General features: G+C 73.7%; 25 protein-coding genes. 10 read left to right on the forward strand and 15 right to left on the reverse strand.

Translation table 11 applies throughout. From position 1 onward, the window contains the following. Positions 1-10 precede the first annotated feature (10 nt). The 7 genes from IEZ12_RS25655 to IEZ12_RS25685 are packed head-to-tail and all read left to right on the forward strand — an operon-like array spanning position 11 to position 7809. Positions 11-1048, forward strand: a complete 1038-nt coding sequence (locus IEZ12_RS25655; RefSeq protein WP_189275102.1) for an aminomethyl transferase family protein — start codon at positions 11-13, stop codon at positions 1046-1048. Beyond that, positions 1048-3369 carry a beta-ketoacyl-[acyl-carrier-protein] synthase family protein gene (locus IEZ12_RS25660; protein ID WP_189275104.1) on the forward strand — a complete coding sequence of 774 codons (2322 nt, stop codon included), beginning with the start codon at positions 1048-1050 and terminating at the stop codon, positions 3367-3369. Before IEZ12_RS25655 ends, IEZ12_RS25660 begins: the two co-directional genes overlap by 1 nt. An 8-nt stretch (positions 3370-3377) precedes the next feature. After that, the gene (locus tag IEZ12_RS25665; RefSeq protein WP_229847980.1) at positions 3378-4367 is read left to right on the forward strand and encodes a 4'-phosphopantetheinyl transferase family protein; all 990 of its coding nucleotides are present in this window, start codon (positions 3378-3380) and stop codon (positions 4365-4367) included. Then, on the forward strand, positions 4364-4750 hold the full coding sequence (locus tag IEZ12_RS25670; protein WP_189275108.1) for a hypothetical protein: 387 nt from the start codon (positions 4364-4366) through the stop codon (positions 4748-4750). The genes IEZ12_RS25665 and IEZ12_RS25670 overlap by 4 nt, the downstream gene beginning before the upstream one ends. Continuing rightward, a complete protein-coding gene (locus tag IEZ12_RS25675; protein ID WP_161801115.1) occupies positions 4747-4899 on the forward strand; it encodes a hypothetical protein in 153 nt (50 codons plus the stop codon). Before IEZ12_RS25670 ends, IEZ12_RS25675 begins: the two co-directional genes overlap by 4 nt. Further along, the gene (locus IEZ12_RS25680) at positions 4896-6062 is read left to right on the forward strand and encodes a hypothetical protein (RefSeq protein WP_189275110.1); all 1167 of its coding nucleotides are present in this window, start codon (positions 4896-4898) and stop codon (positions 6060-6062) included. Before IEZ12_RS25675 ends, IEZ12_RS25680 begins: the two co-directional genes overlap by 4 nt. Positions 6063-6102: 40 nt before the next feature. Further along, a complete protein-coding gene (locus IEZ12_RS25685) occupies positions 6103-7809 on the forward strand; it encodes a DHA2 family efflux MFS transporter permease subunit (protein WP_189275112.1) in 1707 nt (568 codons plus the stop codon). Positions 7810-7836: 27 nt separating this feature from the next. Here IEZ12_RS25685 and IEZ12_RS25690 read toward each other — a convergent pair whose 3' ends face one another. The 5 genes from IEZ12_RS25690 to IEZ12_RS40670 all read right to left on the reverse strand — a co-directional run bounded on the left by IEZ12_RS25690 (position 7837) and on the right by IEZ12_RS40670 (position 13465). After that, on the reverse strand, positions 7837-8832 hold the full coding sequence (locus IEZ12_RS25690; RefSeq protein WP_189275114.1) for a helix-turn-helix domain-containing protein: 996 nt from the start codon (positions 8830-8832) through the stop codon (positions 7837-7839). A 159-nt stretch (positions 8833-8991) separates the two neighbouring features. Then, positions 8992-10836, reverse strand: coding sequence for an AfsR/SARP family transcriptional regulator (locus tag IEZ12_RS25695; protein WP_189275175.1), 1845 nt, complete (start codon positions 10834-10836; stop codon positions 8992-8994). Between the two features lie 55 nt (positions 10837-10891). Beyond that, positions 10892-11086 carry a hypothetical protein gene (locus tag IEZ12_RS25700; protein ID WP_100588951.1) on the reverse strand — a complete coding sequence of 65 codons (195 nt, stop codon included), beginning with the start codon at positions 11084-11086 and terminating at the stop codon, positions 10892-10894. A gap of 166 nt (positions 11087-11252) precedes the next feature. Next, entirely contained in the window at positions 11253-11489 is a 237-nt protein-coding gene (locus IEZ12_RS25705) for a hypothetical protein (RefSeq protein WP_189275116.1), read from the reverse strand. Positions 11490-11752: 263 nt separating this feature from the next. Continuing rightward, positions 11753-13465, reverse strand: a complete 1713-nt coding sequence (locus IEZ12_RS40670; RefSeq protein ID WP_373295528.1) for a carbohydrate binding domain-containing protein — start codon at positions 13463-13465, stop codon at positions 11753-11755. Between the two features lie 329 nt (positions 13466-13794). Here IEZ12_RS40670 and IEZ12_RS25715 point away from each other — a divergent pair, with 329 nt between their 5' ends. Continuing rightward, positions 13795-14679, forward strand: a complete 885-nt coding sequence (locus IEZ12_RS25715) for a phosphotransferase enzyme family protein (RefSeq protein ID WP_189275118.1) — start codon at positions 13795-13797, stop codon at positions 14677-14679. A 7-nt stretch (positions 14680-14686) separates the two neighbouring features. Here the strand turns inward: IEZ12_RS25715 and IEZ12_RS40420 are convergent, their stop codons facing one another. Further along, the gene (locus IEZ12_RS40420) at positions 14687-15910 is read right to left on the reverse strand and encodes an LCP family protein (protein WP_189275120.1); all 1224 of its coding nucleotides are present in this window, start codon (positions 15908-15910) and stop codon (positions 14687-14689) included. A 47-nt stretch (positions 15911-15957) separates the two neighbouring features. Continuing rightward, positions 15958-16497 (reverse strand): SigE family RNA polymerase sigma factor, encoded by a 540-nt coding sequence (locus IEZ12_RS25725; RefSeq protein WP_229847982.1) that lies wholly within the window; start codon positions 16495-16497, stop codon positions 15958-15960. Positions 16498-16620: 123 nt separating this feature from the next. On the opposite strand from IEZ12_RS25725, the gene IEZ12_RS25730 reads away from it, so the two are divergent. Continuing rightward, positions 16621-17217 (forward strand): GNAT family N-acetyltransferase, encoded by a 597-nt coding sequence (locus IEZ12_RS25730; protein ID WP_229847984.1) that lies wholly within the window; start codon positions 16621-16623, stop codon positions 17215-17217. Between the two features lie 93 nt (positions 17218-17310). Here IEZ12_RS25730 and IEZ12_RS25735 read toward each other — a convergent pair whose 3' ends face one another. The 5 genes from IEZ12_RS25735 to IEZ12_RS25755 form a co-directional block, all read right to left on the reverse strand. Beyond that, positions 17311-18480, reverse strand: a complete 1170-nt coding sequence (locus IEZ12_RS25735) for a S53 family peptidase (RefSeq protein ID WP_189275122.1) — start codon at positions 18478-18480, stop codon at positions 17311-17313. A 113-nt stretch (positions 18481-18593) separates the two neighbouring features. Continuing rightward, positions 18594-20993, reverse strand: a complete 2400-nt coding sequence (locus IEZ12_RS25740) for a glycoside hydrolase family 65 protein (RefSeq protein WP_189275124.1) — start codon at positions 20991-20993, stop codon at positions 18594-18596. Then, positions 20990-21736: an HAD family hydrolase gene (locus tag IEZ12_RS25745; protein WP_189275126.1), complete on the reverse strand. Its 747-nt coding sequence runs from the start codon at positions 21734-21736 to the stop codon at positions 20990-20992. The genes IEZ12_RS25740 and IEZ12_RS25745 overlap by 4 nt, the downstream gene beginning before the upstream one ends. A 63-nt stretch (positions 21737-21799) precedes the next feature. Continuing rightward, positions 21800-22267, reverse strand: coding sequence for an SRPBCC domain-containing protein (locus IEZ12_RS25750; protein WP_189275128.1), 468 nt, complete (start codon positions 22265-22267; stop codon positions 21800-21802). A gap of 77 nt (positions 22268-22344) precedes the next feature. After that, on the reverse strand, positions 22345-22815 hold the full coding sequence (locus IEZ12_RS25755; RefSeq protein ID WP_189275130.1) for a carboxymuconolactone decarboxylase family protein: 471 nt from the start codon (positions 22813-22815) through the stop codon (positions 22345-22347). 50 nt (positions 22816-22865) lie between these two features. Here IEZ12_RS25755 and pdxR point away from each other — a divergent pair, with 50 nt between their 5' ends. Then, complete coding sequence (gene pdxR, locus IEZ12_RS25760; RefSeq protein ID WP_189275132.1) at positions 22866-24290, forward strand: MocR-like pyridoxine biosynthesis transcription factor PdxR; 1425 nt, start codon at positions 22866-22868, stop codon at positions 24288-24290. 7 nt (positions 24291-24297) lie between these two features. Here pdxR and IEZ12_RS25765 read toward each other — a convergent pair whose 3' ends face one another. From IEZ12_RS25765 to IEZ12_RS25775, 3 genes are all read right to left on the reverse strand, one after another. Further along, complete coding sequence (locus IEZ12_RS25765; RefSeq protein ID WP_157815763.1) at positions 24298-24462, reverse strand: DUF6126 family protein; 165 nt, start codon at positions 24460-24462, stop codon at positions 24298-24300. A gap of 38 nt (positions 24463-24500) precedes the next feature. Then, entirely contained in the window at positions 24501-25106 is a 606-nt protein-coding gene (locus IEZ12_RS25770) for a helix-turn-helix domain-containing protein (RefSeq protein ID WP_100588942.1), read from the reverse strand. 116 nt (positions 25107-25222) lie between these two features. Next, positions 25223-26935 (reverse strand): pyruvate dehydrogenase, encoded by a 1713-nt coding sequence (locus tag IEZ12_RS25775; RefSeq protein WP_189275183.1) that lies wholly within the window; start codon positions 26933-26935, stop codon positions 25223-25225. Positions 26936-26955 lie beyond the last annotated feature (20 nt).

Consider the following 26955-nt stretch of genomic DNA (forward strand, 5'->3'; position numbering starts at 1 on the left):
CACCAGAGCCATGACCACCACCGTTGCCGTGCGCACCGCGCAGGACGACTACACCACCGTCCGCACCGCCATCGGCGTCTACCCGATCACCGCCCCGCTAGTCCGGATCTCCGGCGGCGACCGCTACGAGTTCCTCGACCTGTTCCTCGCCAAGTCCAGCGAGTACGTCGAGCCGGACACCGTCCGCGAGGCGCTGGCGCTGAACCAGGACGGCTCGCCGTTCGCGATCCTGCTGCACTTCGAGATCGGCGACGACTCCTGGCTGCTGCCCCGCACCCCCGTCTCCGCCGACGCCCTGACCGGCTACCTGGAGGCGCTGGACGCCCCCGCCGACGTCACCGTCGAGGTCGCCCCCGAGGGCTGGGGCGCCACCGCGTTCGAGGGGCCGAACGCCTGGGCCGCGGCCGCCGCGTTCGTCGAGTTCGACATCTCCGGCCTGACCCTGCACGGCGTCACCGAGTCCGCCGTCCCCGGCGAGCCGGCCGCGCTCGCCCACCTGGCCCGGGTCGGCACCACCGGCGAGTACGGCTACCTGCTGCTGTCCAACGCCCCCGAGGCCGGCCACGCCGCCGCTGTCGAGGCGGTGCTCGCCCAGGGCGGCGCCGAGGTCGGCGCCGAGGGCCTGGCCCGGGTCCAGGCCGAGGCCGGCATGGCGGTCTACGCCGCGGGCTTCGCCGGCCTGCCGGTGCACGAGGCCGACCTGGCCTGGATGGTCGACTGGAACCGGATCGGCGAGTTCCTCGGCTCCGAGGAGCTGGTCAAGCCCACCGCCGAGAACGCGAAGATCACCGCCCTGGCCGCCCCGGCCGGCGCCGCCTTCGCCGTCGGCACCCCCGTCACCGCCGGCGGGCAGCAGATCGGCGCCGTCATCTGGCAGGCCCCGTCCGCGAACGCCGACGAGGAACTGATCGTCGCCAAGCTGGACGCCCCGTTCTGGGTCCCCGGCCTGGAGCTCTCCGCGGCCGACCAGGACGGCGCCGACACCCCGGTCCGCACGGTCACCCAGCCCCGCGTCATCGCCCGCTCGCTCACCACCCGGATCCACTGATGACCAAGACCACCGAACGCATCGCCCTCACGGGCCTCGGGCTGATCACCGGCGCCGGCGATGACGTGGAGAAGAGCTGGGCCTCGATCTCCCAGGGCATCTCCGGCATCCGCACCAACACCCTGTTCGACACCGCCGAGCTGCTCACCGACTGGGCCGGCATGGTCACCGCCGAGCAGCCCGCCGACCTGGACCGCTGCTACGCGCTGGCGGCCACCGCGATCCGCGAGGCGCTGCGCAACTCCGGCCTCGACCTGGACACCGTGGACCGCGACCGGGTCGCCGTGGTGGTCGGCTCCAGCCTCGGCGCGATGCCCACCCTGGAGAGCGTGCACCGCGGCCTGGTGAAGGACGGCGTGCTGGACGCCGTCCAGGCCGCCGCCTCCCAACTCCCGTGCGTGGGCGACTTCATCGCCGCCGAGTTCGACCTGCGCGGCCCCCGCGTGGTGCTCTCCAACGCCTGCGCGGCCAGCGCCGTGGCCCTCGGCTACGCGGCCGAACTGCTCTGGAAGGGCGACGTCGACTACGTCATCTGCGGCGGCGTCGACCCGCTGGCCCAGCTCTCCGCGTACGGCTTCTCCGCCCTCGGCGCGCTCGATCCCGAGCCGTGCGCGCCGATGACCGCCTCCACCGGGCTCACCCTCGGCGAGGGCGCCGGCTTCATGGTGCTGGAGTCCGCCGAGCGGGCCGCCGAACGCGGCGCCGCCCCGCTCGCCGAACTCGGCGGCTACGGCCTCTCCTGCGACGGCTACCACCAGACCGCCCCCGACCCGAGCGGCAAGGGCGCGGCCGCCGCGATGGCCCAGGCCCTGCAGACCGCGGGCCTGGCCCCCGAGGACGTCGACTACGTCAACCTGCACGGCACCGGCACCCCCGCCAACGACGTGTCCGAGCCCAAGGCCGTGAAGCTGCTGTTCGGCGCCGAGGTGCCGCCCGCCAGCTCCACCAAGTCGATGCTCGGCCACACCCTGGGTGCGGCCGGCGCGGTGGAGGCGATCGTCTCCACCATGGCGATCGACCGGGGCGTCATCCCGCCGACCGTCAGCACCCGCGGCGTGGACTCCCCGTTCGGGCTGGACATCGTCCCCAACGCCGGGCGGCCCGCCCCCCTCGAAGTGGTCGCCTCCAACTCCTTCGCGTTCGGCGGCAACAACGCCACCGTGGTGCTCAACAAGCCCGGCCGGCCCGCCCGTTCGGCCCGGCGCACGCAGCCCGTGCACCACGTCGTGGTCACCGGCGTCGCGGGCCTGGCCGGTTCGGCCGGCTCCACCGCCGAACTGACCGCCGCGCTCGCCGAGGGCCGGGTCGGCTTCGACAACCTGGAGCAGGTCGCCGGCGTCGGCGAGCGCCCGATCGGCCGGATCGACGTCAAGGCCGTCGCCAAGCGCCTCAACCCCAGCAAGGCCCGCCGGATGGACCCGCTGGGCGTGCTCGCCGCCGGCGCCGTCGGCGACCTGTACGAGCGGCACGGCAAGCCGTCCCGCGCCGAGGCCGAGGGCACCGGCATCGTGTTCGCCACCGGCTACGGCCCGGTCACCTCCGTCCTGAGCTTCCACCAGGGCGTGCTGGAGCAGGGCATCACCGGCGCCAACCCGGCGATGTTCGCCAACACCGTGGTCAACGCCGCCGCCGGACACGTCGGAATGCTGCACCGCTACCGCGGCTACACCGCCACCATCGCCAACGGCGGCACCTCCTCGGTGCTCGCGCTCCAACTGGCCGCCCGGGTGATCGCCCGCGGCATGGCCGACCGGATCATGGTCGTGGTCGCCGACGAGTTCCCCGAGCAGGCCCTGGCCACCCAGGCCCGGCTGCCCGGATACGCGAGGACGACGCGGGTGGTCCCCGGCGGCGGCACCGGCACCGTGCTCTCCGAGGGCGCGGCCGCGATCCTGCTGGAGTCCGAGGCCTCCGCCGCCGCCCGCGGCGCGAGCGTCCTGGCGGACGTCCGGGGCTTCGGAGCCTCCGGCGAGGCGGCCGGCATCGGCCGGATCGGCCGCGACGGCGAAGCCTGGGCCCGCGCCCTGCGTGGCGCCCTCGCCGAGGCCGACTCCACGCCCGAGCAGATCGACACGGTGGTCTCCGCCGCCTCCGGCTACCGCCTGGTGGACGTCGCCCAGTCCCGCGCCCTGACCCTGGCCGGCCTCTCCGACCGCCCCACGGTCACCCCCAAGGCGCTGCTCGGCGAGACGTACGGCTCGGCCGGCGCCCTCGGCCTGGTCGCCGCCCTGGCCGGCGACGCCCCCGCCGGACGCCTGCTGCTGTCCAGCTTCGCCTACGGCGGCTCCTACGCTGCCGCGGTGTTCGACGCGAGGCCGTGATGGGCGCCGTGCGAAGCGTGCTGCGGGCCGCCGGGGACTGGCTGGAGGAGCAGCGCCCGGAGACCGACCTGGTCGGGACGGACCTGGTGATGCTCGGCTGGGCCGGCCGGTTGGGCCCGGTGCTCGCCGCGGCCTCCGCGACGGCGACGGCCGAGCGGCTCCGGACGCCGGAGTCGGTGCCCGGCGGGGCACCGGACTTCGGCCGGGTGCCGGGCGGCGGCCCGGCACCCACCCAGGCCCCGGCACCCACCCCCGCCCCGGCGGACGGCCGGCCCGACCGGGCGACACCCGGGCCGGCGGTCCGGCGGGCGACGGCGGAGGCCCTGTCCGCCCCCGCGCAGCCGAACCGCCCGTCGCCCGCCGCGGACTCGCCGCAGGGCGGCCCGGCGGACGAGGCCGCCATCGACTGCCTCGTCACCCGGCACCCGCACCTGCCGCGCGACCGGATGGGCCACCGGCTGAACGACGCCGGCCGGTGGCTGATCACCGAAGCGGTGGCGAGCCTGTACGGGGTCCGGCTGAGCCCCCGCGAGCTGGCCCGCGACGAGCACCGGCGGTGGAGCGTGCCGGAGCTCGACCTGACCGCCTCGGTGGCGCACTGCGCCGCGTACTCGACGGTGGCGCTGGTGTCCGGCCAGACCGTCGGCGTGGACCTCCAGGACCACCGGGACCGGCCGTTCGCGATGCAGTGGCTGGGCGCGCTGCTCGGCCGCCCGGACGGCGAGCCCGCCACCATGCGGGACTTCGCCGAGTGCGAGGCGCTGATCAAGGCCTCGCACCTGCGCAAGGAGACCTTCGCGGGCGTCCGGCTGCCGGACTGGCGGCCGGGCTGGCGCCCCACCAACGTCGGCCACCTGGTCCGCTCCGCCGACCTCGGCCACGGCCTGCACCTGGCCCTGGCCACCGACGCCCCCGCCGCCGTCCGCTGGTGGTGGCAGCCGCAGCCGTCCGCACCCGCCGTCCGCACCGAGGCGCTCGGCCTGGAGGCCGCCGCATGACCGCCGCCCGCTGCGCGGGGCAGGCCGGGACGGAGCAGCGGCCCGCCGTCGGGCCCGAACCCCGCCGGCCGCAGAACTCCGGTGCGGCCGCACTGCTCACCGCCCACCCGGTGCTGGACGGCTCCGCCGAACTCCGTTATCCGGTCGAGGAGTTCGGTGTGGCGTCGCAGGCCGGTCCGGGCTGCGCGCAGCGCGCCTCCGCCCGCGCCTGCTCGCGGTGGGACTGCTCGGCCGAACCCGTCGGCCCGCAGGCGGACTCCGGTGCCGCCCCGACGCCGTCGGCCGAACCCGGCCGCGCGCGGCGCGAGGTGGTGGCGAGCAGCTGCTCCCGGTGGGACTGCCTGCCCGAACCCGCCGCTCCGACTCTGGAACTCGTGGCATGACCGCCACCGCGACCACCGCGACCGCCACCGCAGCCACTACCGCCGCCGTCCGCCGACCCGCCTCGCAGTTCGAACTCGGCACCCTGCCCGAGGACTTGGCCACCCGGCCCGAGGACTTCGCCGCCCCGACCCTGGAGCTCGTCGCATGACCGCCACCGCCGTTGCCACGCCGGCCCGGGCCTACACCCGGCGGATCTCCCAGATCGAGCGCGGCTACCTGAACGCCAACGCCACCGGCACCCCGCAGCTGATCCAGATGGTCGTCGCGGGCGAGGGCCGGATCGACCCGGAGCGCCTCGCCGACGCGGTACGGCAGGCCACCCTCGCCAACCCCGGCCTCGCGGTCCGCCGCAAGGGCCCCAACTGGCGGGCCGAGGACGCGCTCCCGCCGATCACCGAACTGCCCGCCGACGCCGGGTTCGACCACCCGTTCTTCCACCGCGACCTGGACGTGGTGGCCGGGCCGATCTGCGAGGTCGGCCTCGCCAACGGGCCGGTGACCACCCGACTGGTGGTCCGGGCCAGCCACATCGTCACCGACGGCCGCGGCCTGCGGTACTGGATCGAGGACCTGTTCCGCGCACTGCGCGACGAGCCCACGGTCGGAGCGGACTCCACCGTCGACGACACCCACTTCCGGACCGCCGCCGCCCCCGTCCCGGCCGCCCCCGTCCCGGCCCGGGTGGAGGGAGGCCCCGCGATCCTCGGACAGGGGACCGCCGACGGAACGGCGCTCTGGCTGCGCCGCTCGATCGCGGCCACGCCGTCCGCCGCCACCGCCCGGATCGGCGCGGCGGTGTCCCGGCTGCTGACCGCCGACGCCGGCCGCCTGATCATCCCGGTGGACCTCCGCCGGCACGACCGCGAGGTGCGCTCCACCGCCAACCTGACTTCCCAGCTGGTGCTCGACCTGCACCGCGAGGACCGCTGGAACCGGCTGCACAGCCAGCTGCTCGCCGCCATGCTCCGCAAGCGCGAAGTCGCCGCCCTGGACCGGGACTTCCTGCGCAACAACCCGTTCGCGAACTCGCTGCGGGAGGCCCAGGAGCTGGACGGCACCCGCTTCCCGTGCACCGCGATCCTCACCGACCACGGCCGGATCGACACCGAGCTGTTCCGCACCGCGCACTTCCGTCCCACCGACTACTGCACGCTGCCGATGCTCGTCCCGTACGCCGAGATGTTCCTCAGCACCTGCCAGCTGGGCGGCCGTACCGAAGTCACCCTGTCCTGCCGCAACCGGCCCGACGCCCGCCCGGCCGCCGAGGCCGTCCTGGACGAGGTCGAACGCGCCCTGCTCGCCGTCGACTGACCCGGCCACCCCTCCTCCCGCTGATGAAGGACCCGCGAAGATGCCCACCAAGCAGCCCGCCCGCACCACGGTGAACGCGGCCAAGGGCAAGGCCCGCCGCACGCCGGGCCCGGCACGCAAGCCCGCCGCCAAGCCCGCTGCCGCCGCGAAGCCCACCGCCCAGAAGCCCGCCGCCCCCAAGCCCGCCAAGGCCGCCGTCGTGAAGACCGTCGAGCCGACCGCGGTGGTCGAGGAGACCGTCGCGGTCGCCGTGGCGGAGCCCGAACCCCCGTCGACGTCCGCTGCCGACAGGTCGGCCGACAAGCCGGCCGACAAGCCGGCCGACGCGCCGCCGGCCCAGGACGGCGGTCCGTCCAAGGCCGCGCTGATCACCATGGCCGTCGCCATCGCCGGCGGGTTCATCGCACTGCTGGACACCACCATCGTCAACGTCTCCATGCAGGAGACCACCGCCCGGTTCGGCGGCATCAACCAGGTGCAGTGGGTGGTGACGGCCTACCTGCTGGCGCTGGCGGCGACGATGCCCGCGACCGGCTGGCTGTCCACCCGGTTCGGCACCAAGCGGGTGTTCGCCGCGGCGGCCGCGCTGTTCGCGCTGGGCTCGCTGGGCTGCGCCGCCGCCCAGTCGCTGGACCAGCTGATCGCGGCCCGCGGCCTGTCCGGCGCGGCGGCCGGCATCCTGACCCCGGCCTCGACGATCCTGCTGACCCGCGGCGTGCCGCGCGAGCACCTGGCCAAGGTGCAGGGCCTGAACGGCTCGGTGATGCTGATCAGCCCGCTGCTCGGCCCGACCATCGGCGGTCTGCTGGTCGCCTGGGGCGGCTGGTCGGCGGTGTACGTGGTGAACATCCCGTTCTGCGCGGTGCTGCTGTTCGCCGCCGTGCGCTGGGTCCGCAAGGACGCCCCGCCGGCCGGCAGCGCCAAGCCGCTGGACCTGCTGGGCCTGGTCTCCTCGGCGACCGCCACCGTCTCCCTGGTGCTGGCCATCCACGCGTACGCCGAGCGCGGCGCCGAGGCGAGCGCGGCGCTGCTGGTGCCGCTCGGCCTGGCGGTGGTCGGCACGACGGTGTTCGTGGTGCGCGAGCTGAAGGCGAAGCACCCGCTGCTCGACCTGCGGCTGTTCCGCATCCCGGTGTACGCGACCGCGGTGGTGAACATCTTCTGCCTGGGCTTCGTCCTGTACTCGCCGATGATGCTGATCCCGCTGTACTTCGAGGACGCCCGCGGCGAGTCCGCGGTGACCACCGGCCTGCTGATGTCCACCGGCGGCCTGGGCGTGGTGACCGCCGCCTGGCTGTCCCGGGTGCTGCTGCGGAAGATCGGCGGCGGTGCGACGGTGCTGATCGGCATCAGCCTGACGATGATCGCGACCGTCCCGATGACCGGCCTGACCGGCGCCACCCCGTACTGGCTGATCTGCGGCAGCCTGGTGATCCGCGGTCTGGGCACCGGCCTGACCATCGTGCCGACCATGACCCGGGCGTTCCAGTCGATCCGTCAGGAGTCCATCCCGGACGCCTCCTCGCAGCTCAACCTGACCCAGCGGATCGGCGGCGCGCTGGCCATCGCGGTGGTCACGGTGGTGCTCACCGACTCCGCCCGCAGCCACCACGGCATGGTGCCGGCCGCGTTCGCGCACTCCTTCGGCTGGCTGCTCGGGGTGTACGGGGTGACGCTGCTGCCCGCGCTGGCGCTCCTCCTCGCGGACCGCCGGGAGAAGCGCCAGCAGGCCGCGCAGGCGGCCTGACGGAGCATCGGAGCAGGACGCCCGCGGTCAGCGCGTGGCGGGGAGCCAGCCGTCCTGGACGGCGTGCACCCCGGCCTCGAACCGGCTGCGGGCGTCCAGGCGTTCCATCAGGTTGGCGGCGAACCGGCGGGCCGTGCGCGGGGAGACGCCCATCCGCTTGGCGATCGCCTCGTCGGTGTGGCCCTGGGCGAGCATCTTCAGCACCGCGAGCTCGTGCGGGGGCATCTCGTTCTCGTCGCACTTGGGGGCGTCCCCGACCGGGATCGCGTCCGACCACACGCCCTCGAACAGCGCGCACAGCGCGGCCACCGTGCCGGCGCCGCGCAGCACCACCGCACCGGCCCGGGCGTCCTCGGTGTCGATCGGCAGGACCGCCTGCTGCCGGTCGAAGATGATCATGCGGATCGGGAGTTCGGGCACCGTGCGGACCTGGCCGCCCTGCAGATTCAGCCAGGTCACGTGGTCCAGGGTGGGCCGGTGGTTGCGGACGCTGTCCAGGTAGACGGTGCGCATCTGCACGCCGCGCTCCAGCAACGCCGCGTTCGGCTGCCGGCTGGCCCGCAGGTCCTCCTCGGTGTGGGCGCCGCCGGGGGCGAAGGTCGCCACCTCCTGGCGCACCGACCCGGCCAGTTCGGCCAGCCGCTCGCGGATCATCTCCGGGCCGTTCAGCTGCTCGGACGCCGCGTCGGTGGCGGTCGGCCGGAACGCCGAGCACTCCGCGATCAGTTGGGCCGCCGCGGCCCGCGACGCCTCCACCCGCAGCTGTTGGGCGGCCAGTTCGGCCTGCTGGCGGGCCAGCAGCACCTCCATCGCGGTCTCCGGTCCGACCGCCCGGAAGCCGATGCCCTCCCGGGCCGACGGCTGGATCAGGGCCAGTTCACTGAGTCTGTCGAGTCCGGTGCGGACTCTGTCCTCGGTGAGACACAAGGCTCTGCCCAGCGCCGCCACCCCGGCCTGCGGGTCGGCGAGCATCCTGCGGTAGATGGACTCGGCCTCCGCATCGAGCCCCAGAACGTCCAGCATGGATCGGTCCCCGTTTCGATCAGCTTGCCAGTAAGGTCTACATCTTTTCCTGAGCTTACTGACACAGGGCAACCACACCTTGACCCCAAGATTCCACAAACATGTCAGGACAACGGCGGCCCGGACACGACCCGCGGAGCGTTCCGACCGGGCCCGCTCTCAGGCTGTCACCGCGAGTTGACCGACGGTCAGATCGACCGGCGGTCCGCTCCCGTCCGACGGCTCCGGCAGCAGCCGCGAGCAGTCCCGCACCAGGCTGTGGAACGAGAACAGCGCCGCCGCCTCCTGCCGGATCAGGTTGTTCTCGTACAGCACGTCGAGGCAGCCCTCCACCTCGTCCGCGCTCAGCCCCGTCACCGCCGCCGCCCGGTCCACGTCGAACGACCCGGCGGGCTGACGACTCATCAACAGGCTGAACCGCTGCTGCGCCCGGTCCAGGTACTGGTAGGACGCCCGCAGCAGCGCCATCAGGTCGCGGTCCGCGGTGCGCAGGCAGCGGGCCCGCCGCTCCGGGTCGGCCAGCCGGTCCACCAGGTCCGCCACCGACCACGCCGGCCGGTCCCGCAGCCGGGTCGCGGCGATCCGGATCGCCAGCGGCAGGTAGCCGCACAGCGCCGCCGCCTCCGCCGCCCGGACCGGCTCCCGTGCCACCCGGCGCTCCCCGGCCACCCGGGCGAGCAGCTCCACCGCGTCGCCCGGCGGCAGCACGTCCAGCGGCAGCGACACCGATCCGTCCAGCGCGCTCAGCTTGCGCCGACTGGTCACCAGCACCAGGGTCTCCCCGGCGCCGGGCAGCAGCGGGCGCACCTGGGCGCTGGTCGCCGCGTCGTCCAGCACCAGCAGGCAGCGCCGGCCCGCCAGCCGGGAGCGCCACAGCGCGGAGCGCTCCTCCAGCGAGGCCGGGATCCGCTCCGGGCCCAGGCCGTCGGCGCGCAGCAGCGCGGCCAGCGCCTGGCTCGGCGGCACCGGCGGCCGGGACTCGTCGAAGCCGTCCAGGGCGGCGAAGAACTGGCCGTCCGGGAAGTCGGCGGTCACCCGGTGCGCCACCCGCACCGCGAGCGTGGTCTTGCCGACGCCGCCCATGCCGTCGATCGCCAGCATCAGCGGGGCTCCCGCCGCCCGGCGGGCCACCGCCTCCTGGAGCAGCGCCAGTTCGGCGCTGCGGCCGGTGAAGTCGGTCAGGTCGTGCGGCAGGCAGTTGGGCCGCTGCCCGGGCGCGGGGTCCTCCGCGGCTGCCGGGCGGGCCGGTGGCCGCTCCGGCGCGTCGTGCACGCCGGGCGCGTCCGCGAGGATCTCCGAGTGCAGGGCCCGCAGTTGGGGGCTCGGCTCCAGGCCGAGTTCGTCCGCCAGGAACCGGCGGCCCTCGTCGTACACCGCCAGCGCGTGCGCCTGCCGGCCGCTGCGGCACAGCGCCGTCATCAGGCTCCGCCGCAGCGAGTCGCGCAGCGGGTACTCGGCCAGTAGCGCGGTCAACTCGCCCACCAGCGAGGAAGTCTCACCGACCTTCAGGCGCAGTGCCATCAGGTCCTCCAGCGCGGTCAGCCGCTGTTCGTTCAGCTTCACCGCCGCGCTGGTCACCGCCGGGCAGTGGATGCCCGCGAAGGCGTCGCCGCGCCACAGGTCCACCGCGGCCTGCAGCAGCCGGATCGCCTCCGGGAACCGCCCGTCCCGTTCGGCGGCCCGGGCCTCCCGGACCTTGCGGGTGAACCGGTGCGCGTCCACCGCGTCCTCCGGCACCGCGAGCCGGTACCCGACGTCCACCGTCACCAGTCGGTGCTCGCCCGCGGCCAGCACCCGTCTCAGGTCGCGGATCGCGTTGTGCACCTGCGGTCTGGCCGACGGCGGCGGGTCCTCCCACAGCTCGTCCACCAGGAAGTCCATCGGCACCACCCGGCCGACGTTCAGGAGCAGCAGCGCCAGGAGTCTCTGCTGCCGCATGCCCCGGACGTCCACCAGGACGCCGCCCTGACGCGTCTCCAGCGCGCCCAGGACCAGGTATTCCATCGTCTTCACCCCCGTGAGTGCGATCGGTCGGATGTGCGGTCGTCGTGCGTGGGGCTCAGCCGCCCCAGGTGACGTCGCCGTTCGGGGAGACGACCGGGCTCGGAGTGGCCGTCGCGACCGGCACGACCTGGCCGGCGCCGGTGCCGTCGGCGACATTTCCGGAGTATTCCACCGACGCCGCGGAAAAGGCCAGTGCGGCGATTGCGGCGACCGAGAGAGCGACCAACTTGGAGACACGGGTGACCAGCACGGAAATTCTCCTCGAAAGTGGTGGAATTTCCCCGGAATCGCTTTCCCGGGGTTTCGGTCGGCGTCCTCGCCGCTGCCGACACCACTACTGTGCTCCACCTGCGCCACCGTGGGAACAGTGGGCGGCTGGACGGAACATGCACTGTCCTAAGCCGTCCACGCGGCGGCTACTCGAAGCCCCACCAGGGCCCGGGAACCAGTGCGGCGCCTACCGCCAGCACGCCCCAGCCGGCCAGTGCGGGCTCCTTGTCCACGGCCCGCCGCACCAGTCGGGCCGCCCGCTCCTCCGCCTCCAGCAGGGTGACCGCCAGACTGAACACCCCCACGGTGACCTCGCCGGATCCGGCCGGGTGGACGCTCACGTGCTCCAGCGCGTCCCGGTCCTCCGCGTGGGAACGGATCAATTCCGCCAGGTCGGGAGGGGAATTTCGACCGACCGGCGAGCGTAGTCGCGCATGCACCAGATACATACTCCTATCTTCGGCCCCGCCACTAGGTGCTCGAACAATTTCGTGCTGGTCGATTCATGCCATGTCATAAACCGACCAGGCCAGGCATCGGGCGAATTCGGGCACAGCGACGACAGGGCCCCGGGAGCGGCCTGCGCTCCCGGGGCCCTGCCCGGTTCACTGTCCACAGCCCTGTGGACAGGCGTCACGGTGGTGCGTCAGCGGCCCTGCAGTGCCTTGACGTTGTCGCCGAAGCTCCAGCCCTTCGAGCCGTCCCAGTTGATCGACCAGTCCATCAGGCCCTTCAGCTGGCCGTTGAAGGCGCTCCAGGACTGGTTGACCAGGCTGGGCGCCATGTAGCCGCCGCCCGCGCCGGGCTGGGCCGGCAGGCCCGGGACCTGCTTGTCGTACGGGACCTTGATGGTGGTGCCCTGGATGTTCAGACCGTTGTTCAGGCAGGTGGTCTGGGCGGTGAAGCCCTGGACGGTGCCGGCCGAGTAGGAGTCGCCGGAGCAGCCGTACATCGAGCCGTTGTAGTACTGCATGTTCAGCCACCACAGTCGGCCGTTGTCGATGTACTTCTTGATGATCGGCAGGTAGGAGCCCCAGATCGAGCCGTAGGTGACGCTGCCGCCGGTCACGTAAGCGGTCTCCGGGGCCATCGTCAGGCCGAAGCCGGCCGGCATCTGGGCCAGTACGCCGTCGATGATGCGGATCAGGTTGGACTGCGAGGGGGACAGCGTGCCGATGCTGCCGCTGCCGGACAGGCCGGTCTCGATGTCGATGTCGATGCCGTCGAAGTTGTACTTCTTCAGGATCGGCACGACGGTCGCCACGAACCGGTCGGCCACCGCGCTGGAGCTCAGGTCGATGCCCGCGGCGGCGCCGCCGATCGACATCAGGATGGTCGCGCCGGCCGCCTTGGCCTGGCACATCTCGGCCGGGGTGGAGACCTTGACGCCGCTGTCCATGCCGTCCTGCCACAGCACGGTGCCGTCCGACAGGATCACCGGGAACGCGGCGTTGATGACGTTGTAGCCGTGCTGCGCCATCCGGCTGTCCGTGATCGGGGTCCACCCCATGCCCGGGTGCACGCCGTTGGATGCGCCGTCCCAGTTCTCCCAGTAGCCCTGCAGCACCTTGCCGGCCGGCTTGGGCTTGGTCGGGCAGGTCGCGTCACCCGAGGTCGAGCTGGACGACGGGCTGGCCGAGGTGCTGCCCGAGGGGCTCGACGAGGCGCTGCCCGAGGGGCTCGACGAGGCGCTGCCGGACGGGCTGCTCGACGGGCTGGCCGAGGGGCTCGACGACGGGCTGCCGGACGGGCTGGTGCTCGGCGACGGGCTGCTGCCGCCGGGGCCGGAGAGCGTGAAGTCGTCCGCGTAGTAGGCGGGCTGCCCGTACCAGCCGTGCACCCAGATGGTGACGGAGGTGGTGCTCGCGCCGGTGGTGAAGCCGACGCTGAGCTGACCGTACGAGGCGTTGCCGGCCGTCCAGGTGGACGGGGAGGTGGTCAGCCCGGTGCCGGTGGCGCCCAGGTAGACGTAGCTGCCCTGGACGTACGCGCTCAGCGTGTACTGGGAGTTGGGCTGCACGCTGATGGTCTGGCTGCACTGGGCGGTGTCCTGGCCGCTCGGGGTGGCCTGGAGCGCGGAGCTGCCCGAGTGGACGGGGCTGCCGACGACCGTGGCGCCGGAACAGGTCCAGCCGGAAAGGCCGTTCTCGAAGCCGGAGTTGGCCACCAGGTTCGTGGTGTCGGCGGCGGCCGTGACCGAGCCGGCCACGGCGAGGCCGGCGCCGACCACGGCGGCCGCGCACACCCCGGCGAGGGAGCGCTTGAGAACGCTCGGGCCGGGTTCGGGCCGCATCACCTGCACTGCGCGTTCCACGCCCGCCTGTTGCGGGCGTGACGTGCGCGGGCTCCGACGGAACATGTGGTGCTCCCTTCCCGCCGAGCGCCATGGGCATGGGTGTGGCCATGCTGCGTGGGGGCGTGACGCCAGGCTCTGGGTGAGGTGGGGGACATGTGGGGCTGTGCCGACCGGATCGTAAAAGCGCTGGCAGAGCCCGTCAATAGGTCTGGACCAAAGGCAAGGGTGGTCTGGACCATCAGCGAGGGACGGCCGGCCGGCCGGGCCGCGCGGCCCCGAAGTCCCGCCCCACGTAGGCAGGGTGGACACTGGCCTGGGCGCCCACCCGGCACCCCGACGCGCCGCACCCCGCCGGTCGCGGCCCGGCACACCGAGTGGAACGGGCCCGAGACGTGGACTGCCGAGAACCCGCCGGACTGCTGGCCGAGGCCTGCGCCGCCGCCGGCCGCCCGAGCGCCGGCGCCCGGCTGATCCGGGCCGGCGAGAACACCCTGTGGCGACTGCCCGGCAGGGTCGTCGCCCGGATCGGCCGGACCGGCCAGGGCGCCGTCGCCGCCCGCGAGTTAACCGTCGCCAGGTGGCTGCGCGAGCACCGCGTCCCGGCCGTGCGCCCGCTCGACGAACCGCCCGGCCCGATCCTGGTCCGCGGCCGCCCCGTCACCTTCTGGCACGAGCTGCCCCCGCACCGGCACGCCACCGCCCCCGAACTGGCCGCGGTCCTCCGCCGGCTGCACCGACTGCCGCCGCCCGACGCCGAGTTGGGCGCCATTGACCCGTTCGTCCGGCTCCCCGCCCGGATCGACGGCGCCGCCACCCTCGACGCCCCGCAGCGCGGCTGGCTGCACGGCCGGCTCGCCGAACTCCGCACCGCCTGGGCCGAACTCGGCGCCCCGACCGCACCGCCCACCGTGGTGCACGGCGACGCCTGGGGCGGCAACCTCGCCGTCACCGCCACCGCCGCCCACCTGCTGGACTTCGAACGCACCGCCCTCGGCCCGCCCGCCTGGGACCTCACCTCCACCGCCGTCGCCCACGACACCTTCGGCACCCTCGCAGCCCCCGGCTACGCCGCCTTCTGCGCCGCCTACGGCGCGGACGTCACCGAGTGGCCCGGCTACCCCGTGTTCCGCGCCGTCCGCGAACTGCGGGTCGCCTGCTACGCGTTGCAGCAGGCTGCCGCCGACCCGGCCCGGCACACCGCCCAGGCCCACTACCGGGTGGCCTGTCTGCGCGGCGAACACGGGCCCCGGCCCTGGCGGTGGACGGCCATTGCCTGACCCGGCGTCAGTCCACGCAGGGCACCCCGTCCAGCTTCACCGGCGCCTGGCCGGCGTTCCCGGAGTACACCTCCCCGGTCTCCGCGGAGGTGCTCGACGGGACCGGCGCCACCGGCCCGTTGCCCAGCAGGATCTGCTTGGCCGCCCCGTCCACGGTGCGCACGCGATTCCCCTCGAACGCGATCGGCAGCGTCGATGCGGTGCCCCGGCCGGCCGCCAGCGCCGGCACCTGGCGGACGAAGTCCACCGGGCTCCACCCCTTGTCGGTCACCAACTGGTCGGAGAACGCGCCGTACAGCGCCGACAGCTTCGCCGGATCCGTCAGCACCCCGCCGGTGCGCAGCTTCGTCAGCACCCCCGCCAGGAGCGCCTGGGCCCGGGTGGTCCGCTGTACGTCCGAGCCGTCGCCGATGCCGTGCCGCTGCCGGACGAACGCCAGCGCCTGCGCCGGACCCACCTCCTGCTTCCCGGCGGGCAGCCGGATCCCGCTCCAGGCGTCCTTCACCGCCTCGTTCAGGCAGACCGGCACTCCGCCGAGGGCCTCCACCGCCCGGACGAAGCCGGCCATCGAGATCTCGGCGAAGTGGTCCACCGGCAGCTCCGCGAGCCGCGTCACAGCCGTGATCAGCGCGGCCCGCCCGGCCTCCCGGGCGCGCCGGCGCAGCTCGTCGTCGGACAGGTTCTGCCCGCGCAGCCGGTCCAGCTCGGCGGCCTCCGCCTTCGGGTACACCCCGTTGACCGGGCCGTCCCAGCTGCGCCCGTCCGGCGCCAACAGATCCCGGGGGATCGACAGCTGCCGGACCTCACCGCCGTCCGGCGGGATGTGCACCAGGATCAGCGTGTCGGGGATGTCCTGGTGGCGCAGCAACGGATCGGTGGGCACCGGCCCGCCCAGCGTGTCGATGCCGGGCCCCAGCCCCATCAGCAGGATCGTCACGCCCTTGTCCACCGGCTGTGCATGCGGCGGCGATGTCGAATCGGCCATGTCGATCGCGTTCGACCGCGTCCCCGGCACCCCGTGGGGCACCGTCAGCATCCCCGCCCCGACCACCACGGCCGCGGTCAGCGCACTCGCCGCCAGCACCGCCCGCCGCCGGGCCCGCTTGCGCCGCCGGCCGATCGCCAACCCGCCGTCCACCAGCCGCGCCGTCACCTCCGGCCCCGGACCGCCCCCCGCCTGCCCGAAGGCCGCCTCCAACTGCACCTCGAACTCCCCGTCCCCGCCGTTCACTTCACCACTCCCTCGACCGAGCTCCCCGTGCTCCCCGTACGCCCCGCTCACCGCGCCACCAGCTCCGCCAGTTCCCCGCCCAGCAAGGTCCGCAACTTGGCCAGCGCCCTCGAAGACCGGGTGCGCACCGCCGCCGAACTGTCCTTCACCATGGCCGCGGTCTCCTCCACGCTGCGGTCCTCCCAGTACCGCAGCACCACCACCGCCCGGTCCCGCGGCGGCAGTTGGCCCAGCGCGTCGACCAGCGCCAGCCGCAGGGCCGAGTCCGGCGACTGCGCGGCCACCTCCGGCAGCACCTCGCTCGGCCGCTCACTGCTGCTGCGCCGTCGCTGATGCGTCAGGTACGCCCGCACCAGCACGGTCTGCGCGTACCCGGCCGGATTGTCGATCCGCCCCGCCCAGCTCGGCCGGTGCAGCCGGTGCCACTGGGTGTACATCTGACCGAGCGTCTCCTGCACCAGATCCTCGGACAGGTGCGAGTCACCGCCGGTGAGGAAGTACGCCGAGCGGTAGAGCTGCCCGGACCGGGCCGTCGCGAACGCGACGAACTCCTCCTCCAGGGCCGCCCGCCGTCGAGCTGTGGCCACGTTTCCTCTCCCTCCGCCGAGTCCGCCCTATGACGACCCGGCACGGCCAGGATGTTTCATCCAGCCCCCGAAAAGATTCCTGTCCGGTAGCGGACAGCTCCCCAAGGCCCGCCCGCTGGAAGGATGGAACAGCCCCACCGTTCGTCCCCCGCGCTGGAGTTCGCCATGGCCATCACCCACGATCCACTCACCGGCAGACTCGTCCGGCTCAGAGAACTCCGCGAGAGCGACCTCCCCCGACTCGCCGCCTGGTGGCGCGAACCCGGCCTCGCCATCCAGCAGGTCACCGGCCCCGTCCACCCCCAGCCGGACGGCCGCCTCGCCGACATGTTCCGCGCCTGGAGCCAGAACACCGGCACCGACCTCGGCCTCTCCGTCGAAACCCTCGACTCCGAGGACCTGGCCGGCCACGTCACCCTCTACGGCGCCACCCCCAAGGACCGCTGCGCCACCCTCGCCATCATCATCGGCCCGCCCCACCAGGACCGCGGCCTCGGCACCGACGTCCTGCGCACCACCATCCGCTACGGCTTCGAGGAGCTCGGCCTCCACCGCATCGAACTCACCGTCAACGGCTACAACACCCGCGCCCTCGCCGCCTACCGCCGCGCCGGCTTCACCGAGGAGGGCCGCCGCCGCGAGGCCGTTTTCCGCGCGGGCAGCTGGCACGACCAGGTCCAGATGGGAGTGCTCAGCACGGAGTGGCGCGAGGACGGGTAGCCGGCTGAGGGGCACGAGAACAGGGAGAGCACACCCGGGCGCCCCCACGCGTCCCTGATGGTGCTCTCCCCGACTTCGCCGTCGGTCGCCCGGCTAGTTCCGGAACGCCCCTACCCCGTTCGGGGTGCCCAGCCCCGTGGGCCCGTCGTAGCCCGGGCCCGCCGTGCAGAGGTAGGCCGGGCGGCAGGTGGAGGTGGATCCGGTGACCACGTCGTTGAGCGCGGCCGAGTGGGCGTACGGGAAGCTCGCGGGGTTGCTGCCGGCGGGCGGGGCGCCCGCGAGGGCGTAGGCGGCGGTGATGATGGGGGCGGCCGCGGAGGTGCCGCCGTAGGTGTACCAGCCGGAGCCGCCGAAGCTCTGGTAGACGGCGACGCCGGTCTCGGGGTCGGCGACGGCGGCCACGTCGGCGACGGTGCGGCGGGTGCAGCCGGTGTCCTTCTGCCAGGTGGGCTTGGCGAGCCTGGCGGAGCAGCCGCTGCCGGTGCCTTCGGAGGAGGTGGTCGACCAGACGTTCTCGGTCCAGCCGCGCAGCGAGACGTCGGTGCGGAGGGAGGTCCCGCCGACGGCCGTGACGTGCGGCGAGGAGGCCGGGAAGATCACGCCGTAGCCGCCGTCCCCGGAGGCGACGGCGATGGCCACCCCGGGGTGGTCGAAGTAACGGCTGTCGTACGTCGCGGAGTTGACGCTCTCGGGCCCGCCCCAGCTGATCGAGACGAACTTGGCGCCGAGCCCGACGGCGGTGTTGACGGCGGTGCCGAGGTCGGACATGCCGGCGCTGTCGGCCTCGACGAGGATCAGGTGGGCGCGCGGAGCGATCGCGGACACCATGGCGAGGTCGAGCGCCGTCTCGCCGGCCCACGCGCTGTCCGTGCGCGGGAGGCGGCTGCCGCCGCGCTGGTCGGTCTTGCGGAAGCAGCCGCTGTCGGTGGTGCAGGACGGCAGGCCGTAGTGGCTGCGGTAGACGCCGAGGTCGGCCTCGGCGTTCGGGTCGTCGTAGGCGTCGACGACGGCGATGGTGGCGCCCTCGCCGCCGTCGGCGGGCAGCCCGTACGCGTCGAGCAGGTCGGCGGGGCCGTAGCCGCCCTGGTCGGAGGCCGGCCTGACGACCCGCAGGGCGTTGCAGGCGGCGGTGTCGGCGGCGGTGGGGCGGGCGCAGCTGCGCACCCAGCGGGCGGCGTGGTGGTGGGTGTCGGCGTGCGTGGGGGCGGCGGCGGTGAGGGTGGTGAGCAGGGCTGCGGCGGTGGTGAGGGCGAAGGTGCGCACGGACGGGCCTCCGGTCGGGACGGCGGACCGGTGGCGCGCGTGGAGCTCCCTGCACGACCGGTCACGGTTCGTACAGAGAGTGTTGACGCGGAGTCAGCGATTTATGCGTCCGGTCACTCGGCCGGTAGATGGTCGACGCCGCCGACCTGGACGCCGGCCTGGCTGTGCCGGCGGGCCGGTTCGCGGCCGGGCGGCTGGCCGGGCCGATCCGCGGGGGCGCTGACCTTCGCGGTGGGCCGGCTGACGGACTTGCCGACCTCGACGCGCAGCGGCACCCCGTCGTGCAGGATCGTCAGCACGCTGCCGCGGCGCAGCGTGTAGGTGGTGGCGGCGTGGGTGATGTCGACCCGCAGCAGGTGCTCGTGCACGGACATCGAGAAGCACAGCCGTTGCAGCCCGGCGGGCAGCCGGGGCCGGAACGCGAGCTGTTCGCCCGCGTCGCGCAGGCCGCCGAAGCCGGTCACCAGGGCGATGCAGGCGCCGGCCAGCGAGGCCATGTGCAGGCCGTCGCGGGTGTTGCCGCCGAGGTCGTGCAGGTCCATCAGGGCGGCTTCGGCGGTGTAGTCGTAGGCCAGGTCGAGTTGGCCGACCTCGGCGGCGATCACGGCCTGGGTGCAGGCGGACAGCGAGGAGTCGCGGACCGTCAGGCGCTCGTAGTAGGCGAAGTTGCGGGCCTTCTGCTCGGGGGTGAAGAGGTCGCCGCGGACCTGCATGGCGAGCACCAGGTCGGCCTGTTTGACGACCTGCTTCCGGTACAGGTCGAAGTACGGGTAGTGCAGCAGCAGCGGGTACTTCTCGGGCGGGGTGGCGTCGAAGTCCCACATCTGGTGGTCGGTGAAGCCGTCCGCCTGCGGGTGCACGCCGAGCTGCTCGTCGTACGGGATGAACATCTTGTCGGCGGCGTCGCGCCAGGCGGCGGCCTCCTCGGTGTCCACCCCGAGCAGCGACGCCTCGTTCAGGTGCTTCAGCGCGGTGTCGGCGGCGTTCCACAGGTTGGACTGTGCCATCACGTTGGTGAAGACGTTGTTGTCGGCGACCGCGCTGTACTCGTCGGGGCCGGTGACGCCCTCGATCCGGAAGTTGCCCTTGGCGTCGTGGTGGCCCAGCGAACGCCACATCCGGGCGGTCTCCACCAGCAGCTCCAGGCCGTGCGTGCGCTCGAACTCGGTGTCGCCGGTGGCCCGCACGTAGCGGACCACCGCGGCCGCGATGTCCGCGCCGATGTGGAACGCGGCCGTGCCGGCCGGCCAGTACCCGGAGCACTCCTCGCCGCGGATCGTCCGCCACGGGAACACCGCGCCCGCCAGGCCGAGTTGGGCCGCTCGCTCGCGGGCCATCGGCAGCGTGGTGTGCCGCCAGCGCAGCGCCTGCTTGACCGCCTCGGGCAGGCAGTAGGTCAGCACCGGCAGCACGAAGGTCTCGGTGTCCCAGAACGAGTGCCCGTCGTAGCCCGGCCCGGTCAACCCCTTGGCGGGGATGGCCCGTTCCTCGCTGCGGGCGCCCGCCTGCAGCACGTGGAACAGCGCGAACCGGACGGCCTGCTGGAGTTCGACGTCACCCTCGATCTCGACGTCGTTGTCGCCCCAGAACCGGCCGAGGAACTCCTTCTGCTCGGCCACCAGCCCGTCCCAGCCGGTGTAGCGGGCGGCGGTCAGCGCCGCCTCCACCTGGTCGCGGACGGCGGGCAGCGACCGGGTCGCCGACCAGCCGTACGCCACGAACTTCACCAGGCGCAGCTTCTGGCCGGACTTCAGCACCGTGGTGACGGTGAGCCGGGCCTGGTCGTCCGAGGCCTCGGCGGCGGTGTCGATCCGCTCCGGGCCGTCGATCGCGTGGTCGATCCCCGCGGCGACCCGCAGCCCCGAGAACCGGGTGCGGTGCACCAGCACGCCCTTCGTGCCCTCCGCGTGCCGCAGCTCCGACGCCAACGGCGCCTCCAGCACGGCCGCGGCCCGCGGATCGCCGTCCCCGCCGCCCGGCAGCTGCTCGTTGGCGACCAGCTCCGACTGCAGCACGATCCGCACCGGGCCGTCCACGGCCTCCACGGTGTAGTCGATCGCGCACACCGCCCGCTGGGTCAGCGACACCATCCGCCGGGAGCTGACCCGCACCGTCCGCCCGGCCGGCGAGGTCCACTCGGCCTCCCGGCGCAGGATGCCGTCCCGGAAGTCCAGGCTGCGCCGGTGGCTGCGCAGCTCGCCGTACCGCAGGTCGAACGGCTCGTCGTCGACCAGCAGCCGGATCAGCTTGCCGTTGGTGACGTTGATGACGCTCTGCCCGGACTCCGGGAAGCCGTAGCCGCTCTCCGCGTACGGCAGCGGACGCAGCTCGAACACGCCGTTCAGGTAGGTGCCGGGCAGGCCGTGCGGCTCGCCCTCGTCCAGGTTGCCGCGCAGCCCGATGTGGCCGTTGGACAGCGCGAACACCGACTCCGCACGGGCCTGCCCGGGCAGGTCCAGCCCGTGTTCGCTGATGCCCCACGGATCGACGGTGAACGCCTCGGACGGGCTCATCCGCGCTCCCCGAGCAGCTCCGACAGGTCGTCGACCACCACGTCCGCGCCGTGCTCCCGCAACGCCGCGGCCTGCCCGGTGCGGTTCACCCCGACCACCGTGCCGAACCCGCCGGCCCGGCCGGCCGCGACGCCCGCCAGCGCGTCCTCGAACACCGCCGCGTGCTCCGGGGCCACCCCCAGCTGCTCCGCCGCGGCCAGGAAGGTGTCCGGCGCGGGCTTGCCCGCCAGGTGGTCACGGGCCGCGGTGATCCCGTCCACCACCACGTCGAACATCCCGTCGATCCCGGCGGCCTTCAGCACGTCCCGACAGTTCGCACTGGACGAGACCACCGCCCGCGGCAGCCCCAACTCCCGCAGCCGCTGCAGGTACGCCACCGAACCCCGGTACGGCTGCACGCCCTGCTCGCGGATCATCCGCAGCACGGTGTCGTTCTTCGCGGCCGACAGCCCGTTCACCGTCCGCGACCCCGGCGGGTCCTGCGAGGCGCCCTCCGGCAGTTCGATGCCGCGCGAGGCCAGGAACTGCCGGGTGCCGTCCAACCGCGGCCGGCCGTCCACGTACCGGTCGTAGTCCTCGACCGGGTCGAACGCGACGAACGGAGCGCCGGTGCGCTCCGCCTCCGACCGCAGGAAAGCGTCGAACATGTCCTTCCACGCGGCTGCGTGCACCTTCGCGGTCTGGGTCAGCACCCCGTCCAGGTCGAACAGGAAGGCGTTGATGCGGTCCGGAAGTCCCAACATGCAGCCAGTCTCACCCGTCGCCGCCGCTCCATGCCGGTCATCGCCCGAAACGGCGCGTCGCGATCAGTCCGCCGCCGCGTGCACCCCCGGGTGCGAGTGGCCGTCCGGCACGAACAGCGGCTGCGGACGCCCGCTCTGCGCGTAGTCCTTCAACCGGACGATCGCCTCCGCCCAACCGCCCGCCGTCGCCGGAACCGACGCCACCGTGTCCGGGCCCCACCCGAGGTGGCGCAGCAGCAACAGCGTGCGCCGCGACCCGTCCGGATGGTCGAACAGGTCCCACGTCACCGTGGTGCCCTGCCAGGTCGGCGGATACATCCCGACACTGCGCCACCCCACCCGGTCCAGGTCCGCCCGCTCACGCCGGAGCCGGAGCGGCTCCGGCGCACCCGGCACCGTGACCAGCAGATCCTCCCCGTCCCGGTCGATCCCTGTGCTCCACCACGACGTCAACCCCACCCGGGTGTCCAACGCCGCCAGCAACCGCTCCCGGGACGCCGCGACATCGACCTGCAAGGCGATCTCGGCCATCGCACTCACCTCACCACCCACCATCGCGCGAAACGCACTCGTGTGCGAAACGCAGGCGGGCGCACCGACGGGGGCGGTCACCTTGCCGCAGGCGACATCCGGGTCGAGACGCCCACGCGGTTGAGGGCGTTGATGGTGGTGATGACGCCGATCAGGTGGGCGAGTTCGGTCTCGGAGAAGTGCTTCGCGGCCTCGTCGAAGACCTCGTCCGGGACGTGCGTGGAGGCGACCAGGGTGACGGCCTCGGTGAGGGCCAGCGCGGCGCGTTCCCGCGGGGTGAAGAAGGGCGTCTCGCGCCAGGCGGCCAGCGTGTGGAGGCGGTGCTCGGACTCGCCGTTCTTGCGGGCGTCGCGGGAGTGGGCGTCGAGGCAGAACGCGCAGCCGTTGAGCTGGGAGGCGCGCAGGTTGACCAGTTCGGCGACGACCGGGTCGCCGAGGCCGGTCCGGGCGAGGCGGTCGAGGGCGATCAGGTTGCGGTGGAACTCGGGGGCGGCCTTGGCGAGGGCGAGGCGCTGGGCAGGGGCGGGAACGGTGGCGTCGTCGGTCATGAGGTCCACGCTAGGCGGGAGTTGTCCTACCGGTGTGGTTCATTTGAGGGATGAGTTCCTGGGCCACTTTCGGTGGTGACCTGCACCTCGACCTGACCGCCGGCCGCGCCCGCGGTCTCGGCCTGCGCGCCGCGCTGGAGGACGCGCTGCGGACGGCCGTGCGCGACGGACGGCTCGCGCCGGGCACCCGGCTGCCGTCCTCCCGGGCGCTGGCGACCGATCTCGGGATCGCCCGCAACACCGTCGCCGAGGCGTACACCCAGCTGGTCGCCGAGGGCTGGCTGATGTCCCGTCAGGGGTCGGGCACGGTGGTCGCCGAGCGCGGCCCGCAGCCGGCGCCGTCCGCTCCGCCGCCGGGCCTGCGGCAGCCCGTCGCGGTGCGGTACGACCTGAAGCCGGGCTCGCCCGACCTGAGCGGGTTCCCGCGCGGCGCGTGGCTCGCGGCGGCCCGCCGGGCCCTGGCGACCGCCCCGCACGACGCGTTCGGGTACGGCGACCCGCGCGGCCGGATCGAGCTGCGCCGGGCGCTCGCCGGCTACCTGGCCCGGGCGCGGGGGGTGCGCACCGACCCGGAGCGGCTGCTGATCTGCTCGGGCGTGCAGCAGGGTCTCGGCCTGGTGTGCGCGGCGCTGCGCGAGCAGGGCCTGGGGGCGGTCGCGGTGGAGGCGTACGGGCTGCCCCCGCAGCACGCGGTGCTGGCCGCGCAGGGGCTGGCGCTGCGCCCGCTGCGGTTGGACGAGGGCGGCGCGGTGACGAGTCGACTGGGCGGCACGGACGCCGGGTTGGCGCTGCTGACGCCGGCGCACCAGTTCCCGACCGGGGCGGTGCTGCGGGCGGGTCGGCGGACGGAGGCGGTGCACTGGGCGCGGCAGGTCGGCGGGTACCTGCTGGAGGACGACTACGACGGCGAGTTCCGCTACGACCGGCACGCGATCGGGGCGATGCAGGCGCTGGACCCGGAGCGGGTGGTGTACGCGGGCACCGCGTCCAAGTCGCTGGCGCCGGGCGTGCGACTGGCCTGGCTGGCGCTGCCGGCCGCGCTGGTGGAGCCGGTGGCGCGGCACAAGCAGCTGGCGGACGGGCAGAGCGGCGCCCTGGAGCAGCTGACGCTGGCGGAGCTGATCGAGTCCGGCGGCTACGACCGGCACATCCGCCGCAGCCGCCACCTGCTGCGGCGCCGCCGCGACCGGCTGGTCGAGGTGCTCGCCGAGCGTGCCCCGCGGGTGCGGGTGACGGGGATCAGCGCGGGCCTGCACGCCGTCCTGGAACTGCCCGAGGGGTCCCCGGGCGAGGAGGAGTGCCAGGCCCGGGCGCTGCGGGCGGGCCTGCGGGTGCACACCCTGGGGTGGAGCCGGGTGGACGCGGCGGACCGGCCGCCGGAGCGGCCCCCGGCGCTGGTGATCGGCTACGGCACGCCGCCCGACCACGCCTTCGAGGCCGCCCTGGACGCGCTGTGCGCCGTGCTCGGCCCCTGACGGTCGGTCACTTGCCGTGGCGGCCGACGTAGAACAGCAGGAACAGGAAGCCCACGAAGCCGTGGCCCGACACGATGTAGATCCAGACCCGGATCCACACCCGGTTGGAGGCGCGGTAGCCCGCGTCGACGGTCTCCTTGTACTGCGGAACGGCGGGCTTGGTGTCGGCCATGGCGGTCTCCTGACGGTGGTGGCGGACGGGTTCGGGGGCTACAGGCGGGGGGCGTCGCCGAGGCACAGGTCGCCGGCGGGGCTCTGCAGCAGGGTGTGGACGAAGATCAGGTCGACTCCGGCCTCGGAGTCCGCCGCGATGACGTGCGGGGTCAGCGAGTCGAAGTGCGCCGAGTCGCCCTCGGCGAGCAGGTGCACCCGGTCGCCCAGGGTGAGCTTCATCCGGCCCTTGGTGACGTACAGCCACTCCTCGCCGGGGTGCACCCGCACCACCGAGTCCTGGGTGCCCGGCGGGACGTGCACCCGCAGGGCCTGCATGGCCCGGCCCGGAGCACCGGCGCGCCGGTACCCCCAGCCGCCGGCCCGGCCGGGTTCGACCACACCGCCGCGGATCACCGGATCGGGCTCGGCCACCTGCTCGCCGAGCAGCCCGGACACGCTGGTCCCGTACGCCCGGGCGAGGCCGAGCAGCACCGGCAGCGAAGGCTGGCGCCGCCCGGTCTCCAGGCGCGACAAGTAGGCTGGCGACAGGCCGACCCGGGCCGCCGCCGTCTCCAGCGTGAGCCGGCTGGAGACCCGCTGTTCCCGGAGCCGCGCGCCGAGGCCCGCGACTTCCTGGTCGTCGCCGAGTGGACTGTCTGTCATGACTCCAGTCCACACCCTCCGTGCCTCATAGGCAACATCTTTGCCCCACAGGCAAATCGGGTGGATCCCCCTTCGGTTTCCAGTCTCCTCGCCCTTATCCGACCGTCAATGACAGGTCAGGGACGGGGCACGTTGCGCAGATTGGAACGGGCCAGGTCGATCATCCGGCCGACGCCGCCGGCCAGCACCGTCCGCCCGGCGGCCAGCGCGAAGCCCTTGAGCTGGGCGGCGGTGATGCGCGGCGGGATGGACAGCGCGTTCGGATCGGTGACCACGTCCACCAGGGCCGGACCTGGGCGCTCCAGCGCGTCCGCCAGCACCTCGCGGACCTTCGCCGGGTCGGTCACCCGCTTCGCCGGGATGCCGCAGGCCCGGGCGATCGCCGCGTAGTCCACGTCGCCGTTGTCGATCTCGAACTCCGGGTAGCCGGAGACCAGCATCTCCAGCTTGATCATGCCGAGCGCCCCGTTGTTGAACACCACGGTCTTCACCGGCAGCCGGTGCTTGGCCACCGTCAGCAGCTCACCCAGCAGCATGCCCAGCCCGCCGTCGCCCGACATCGACACCACCTGCCGCCCGGGGAACGCCAGTTGGGCGCCGATCGCATGCGGCAGCGCGTTCGCCATCGAGCCGTGCAGGAACGAACCGATCACCCGCCGCCGCCCGTTCGGGGTCAGGTAGCGGGCCGCCCAGACGTTGCACATGCCGGTGTCCACGGTGAACACCGCGTCGTCGGCGGCCACCTCGTCCAGCACCGATGCCACGTACTCCGGGTGGATCGGCCGGTGCTTCTCGATCCCCGACGTGTACGCCCCGACCACCGTCTCCAGCGCCCGGCAGTGCCGGGTCAGCAGACCGTCCAGGAACGACCGGTCGGTCTTCTGCTCCAACAGCGGCAGCACCGCCCGCAAGGTCGCCGCCACGTCCCCGTGCACCGCCAGCTCCAGCGCGGTACGCCGGCCCAGCCGGGTCGCGTCGTGGTCCACCTGCACGGTGCGGGCCTGCGGCAGGAACGAGTCGTACGGGAAGTCGGTGCCCAGCAGCAGCACCAACTCGGCCTCGTGCAAAGCCTCGTGGCACGCCCCGTAGCCGAGCAGCCCGCTCATCCCGACGTCGTACGGGTTGTCGAACTGCACCCACTCCTTGCCCCGCAACGAGTGCCCGATCGGCGCCTGCAGCGTCCCGGCGAGCTTCATCAGCTCCTCGTGCGCGCCCCGCACCCCCGCGCCCGCGAACACCGCCACCGTCCGCGCCGCGTTCAACGCCTCGGCGAGCGCCTGCACCTGCGACCACGGCGGCGCCGCCACGGCCTGCTCGGTCAGGAACGTGCTGTGCCCGGTCGGCGCCGGAGCCGCCAGCGCCGCGACATCGCCCGGGAACGCCAGCACCGCGACACCGCGCGCCCCCAACGCGTGCTGGATGCCCACCCGCAACAGCCGCGGCAGCTGCGCCGGGCTCGACAGCAACTCGCACCAACCGCTGCAGTCGGTGAACACCCGCTCCGGATGCGTCTCCTGGAAGAACCCCGTCCCGATCTGCGCGGACGGAATGTGCGACGCCAGCGCCAGCACCGGAACGCCACTGCGGTGCGCGTCGTACAGGCCCTGGATCAGATGCGTGTTGCCCGGCCCGCAACTCCCCGCACAGACCGCCAGGCGCCCCGTCAGCTCGGCCTCGGCCGCCGCCGCGAACGCCCCCGCCTCCTCGTTCCTGACGTGCACCCAGGAAATCCCCTCGGCCCGCCGAATCGCGTCCACCACCGGATTCAGACTGTCGCCCACCACCCCGTAGACCCGCTCGACCCCCGCCTGCTGAAGCACTTCCACCATCTGGTCGGCCACGCTGCCCA

The organism is Kitasatospora griseola, assembly GCF_014648555.1.
Classification (GTDB): domain Bacteria; phylum Actinomycetota; class Actinomycetes; order Streptomycetales; family Streptomycetaceae; genus Kitasatospora; species Kitasatospora griseola.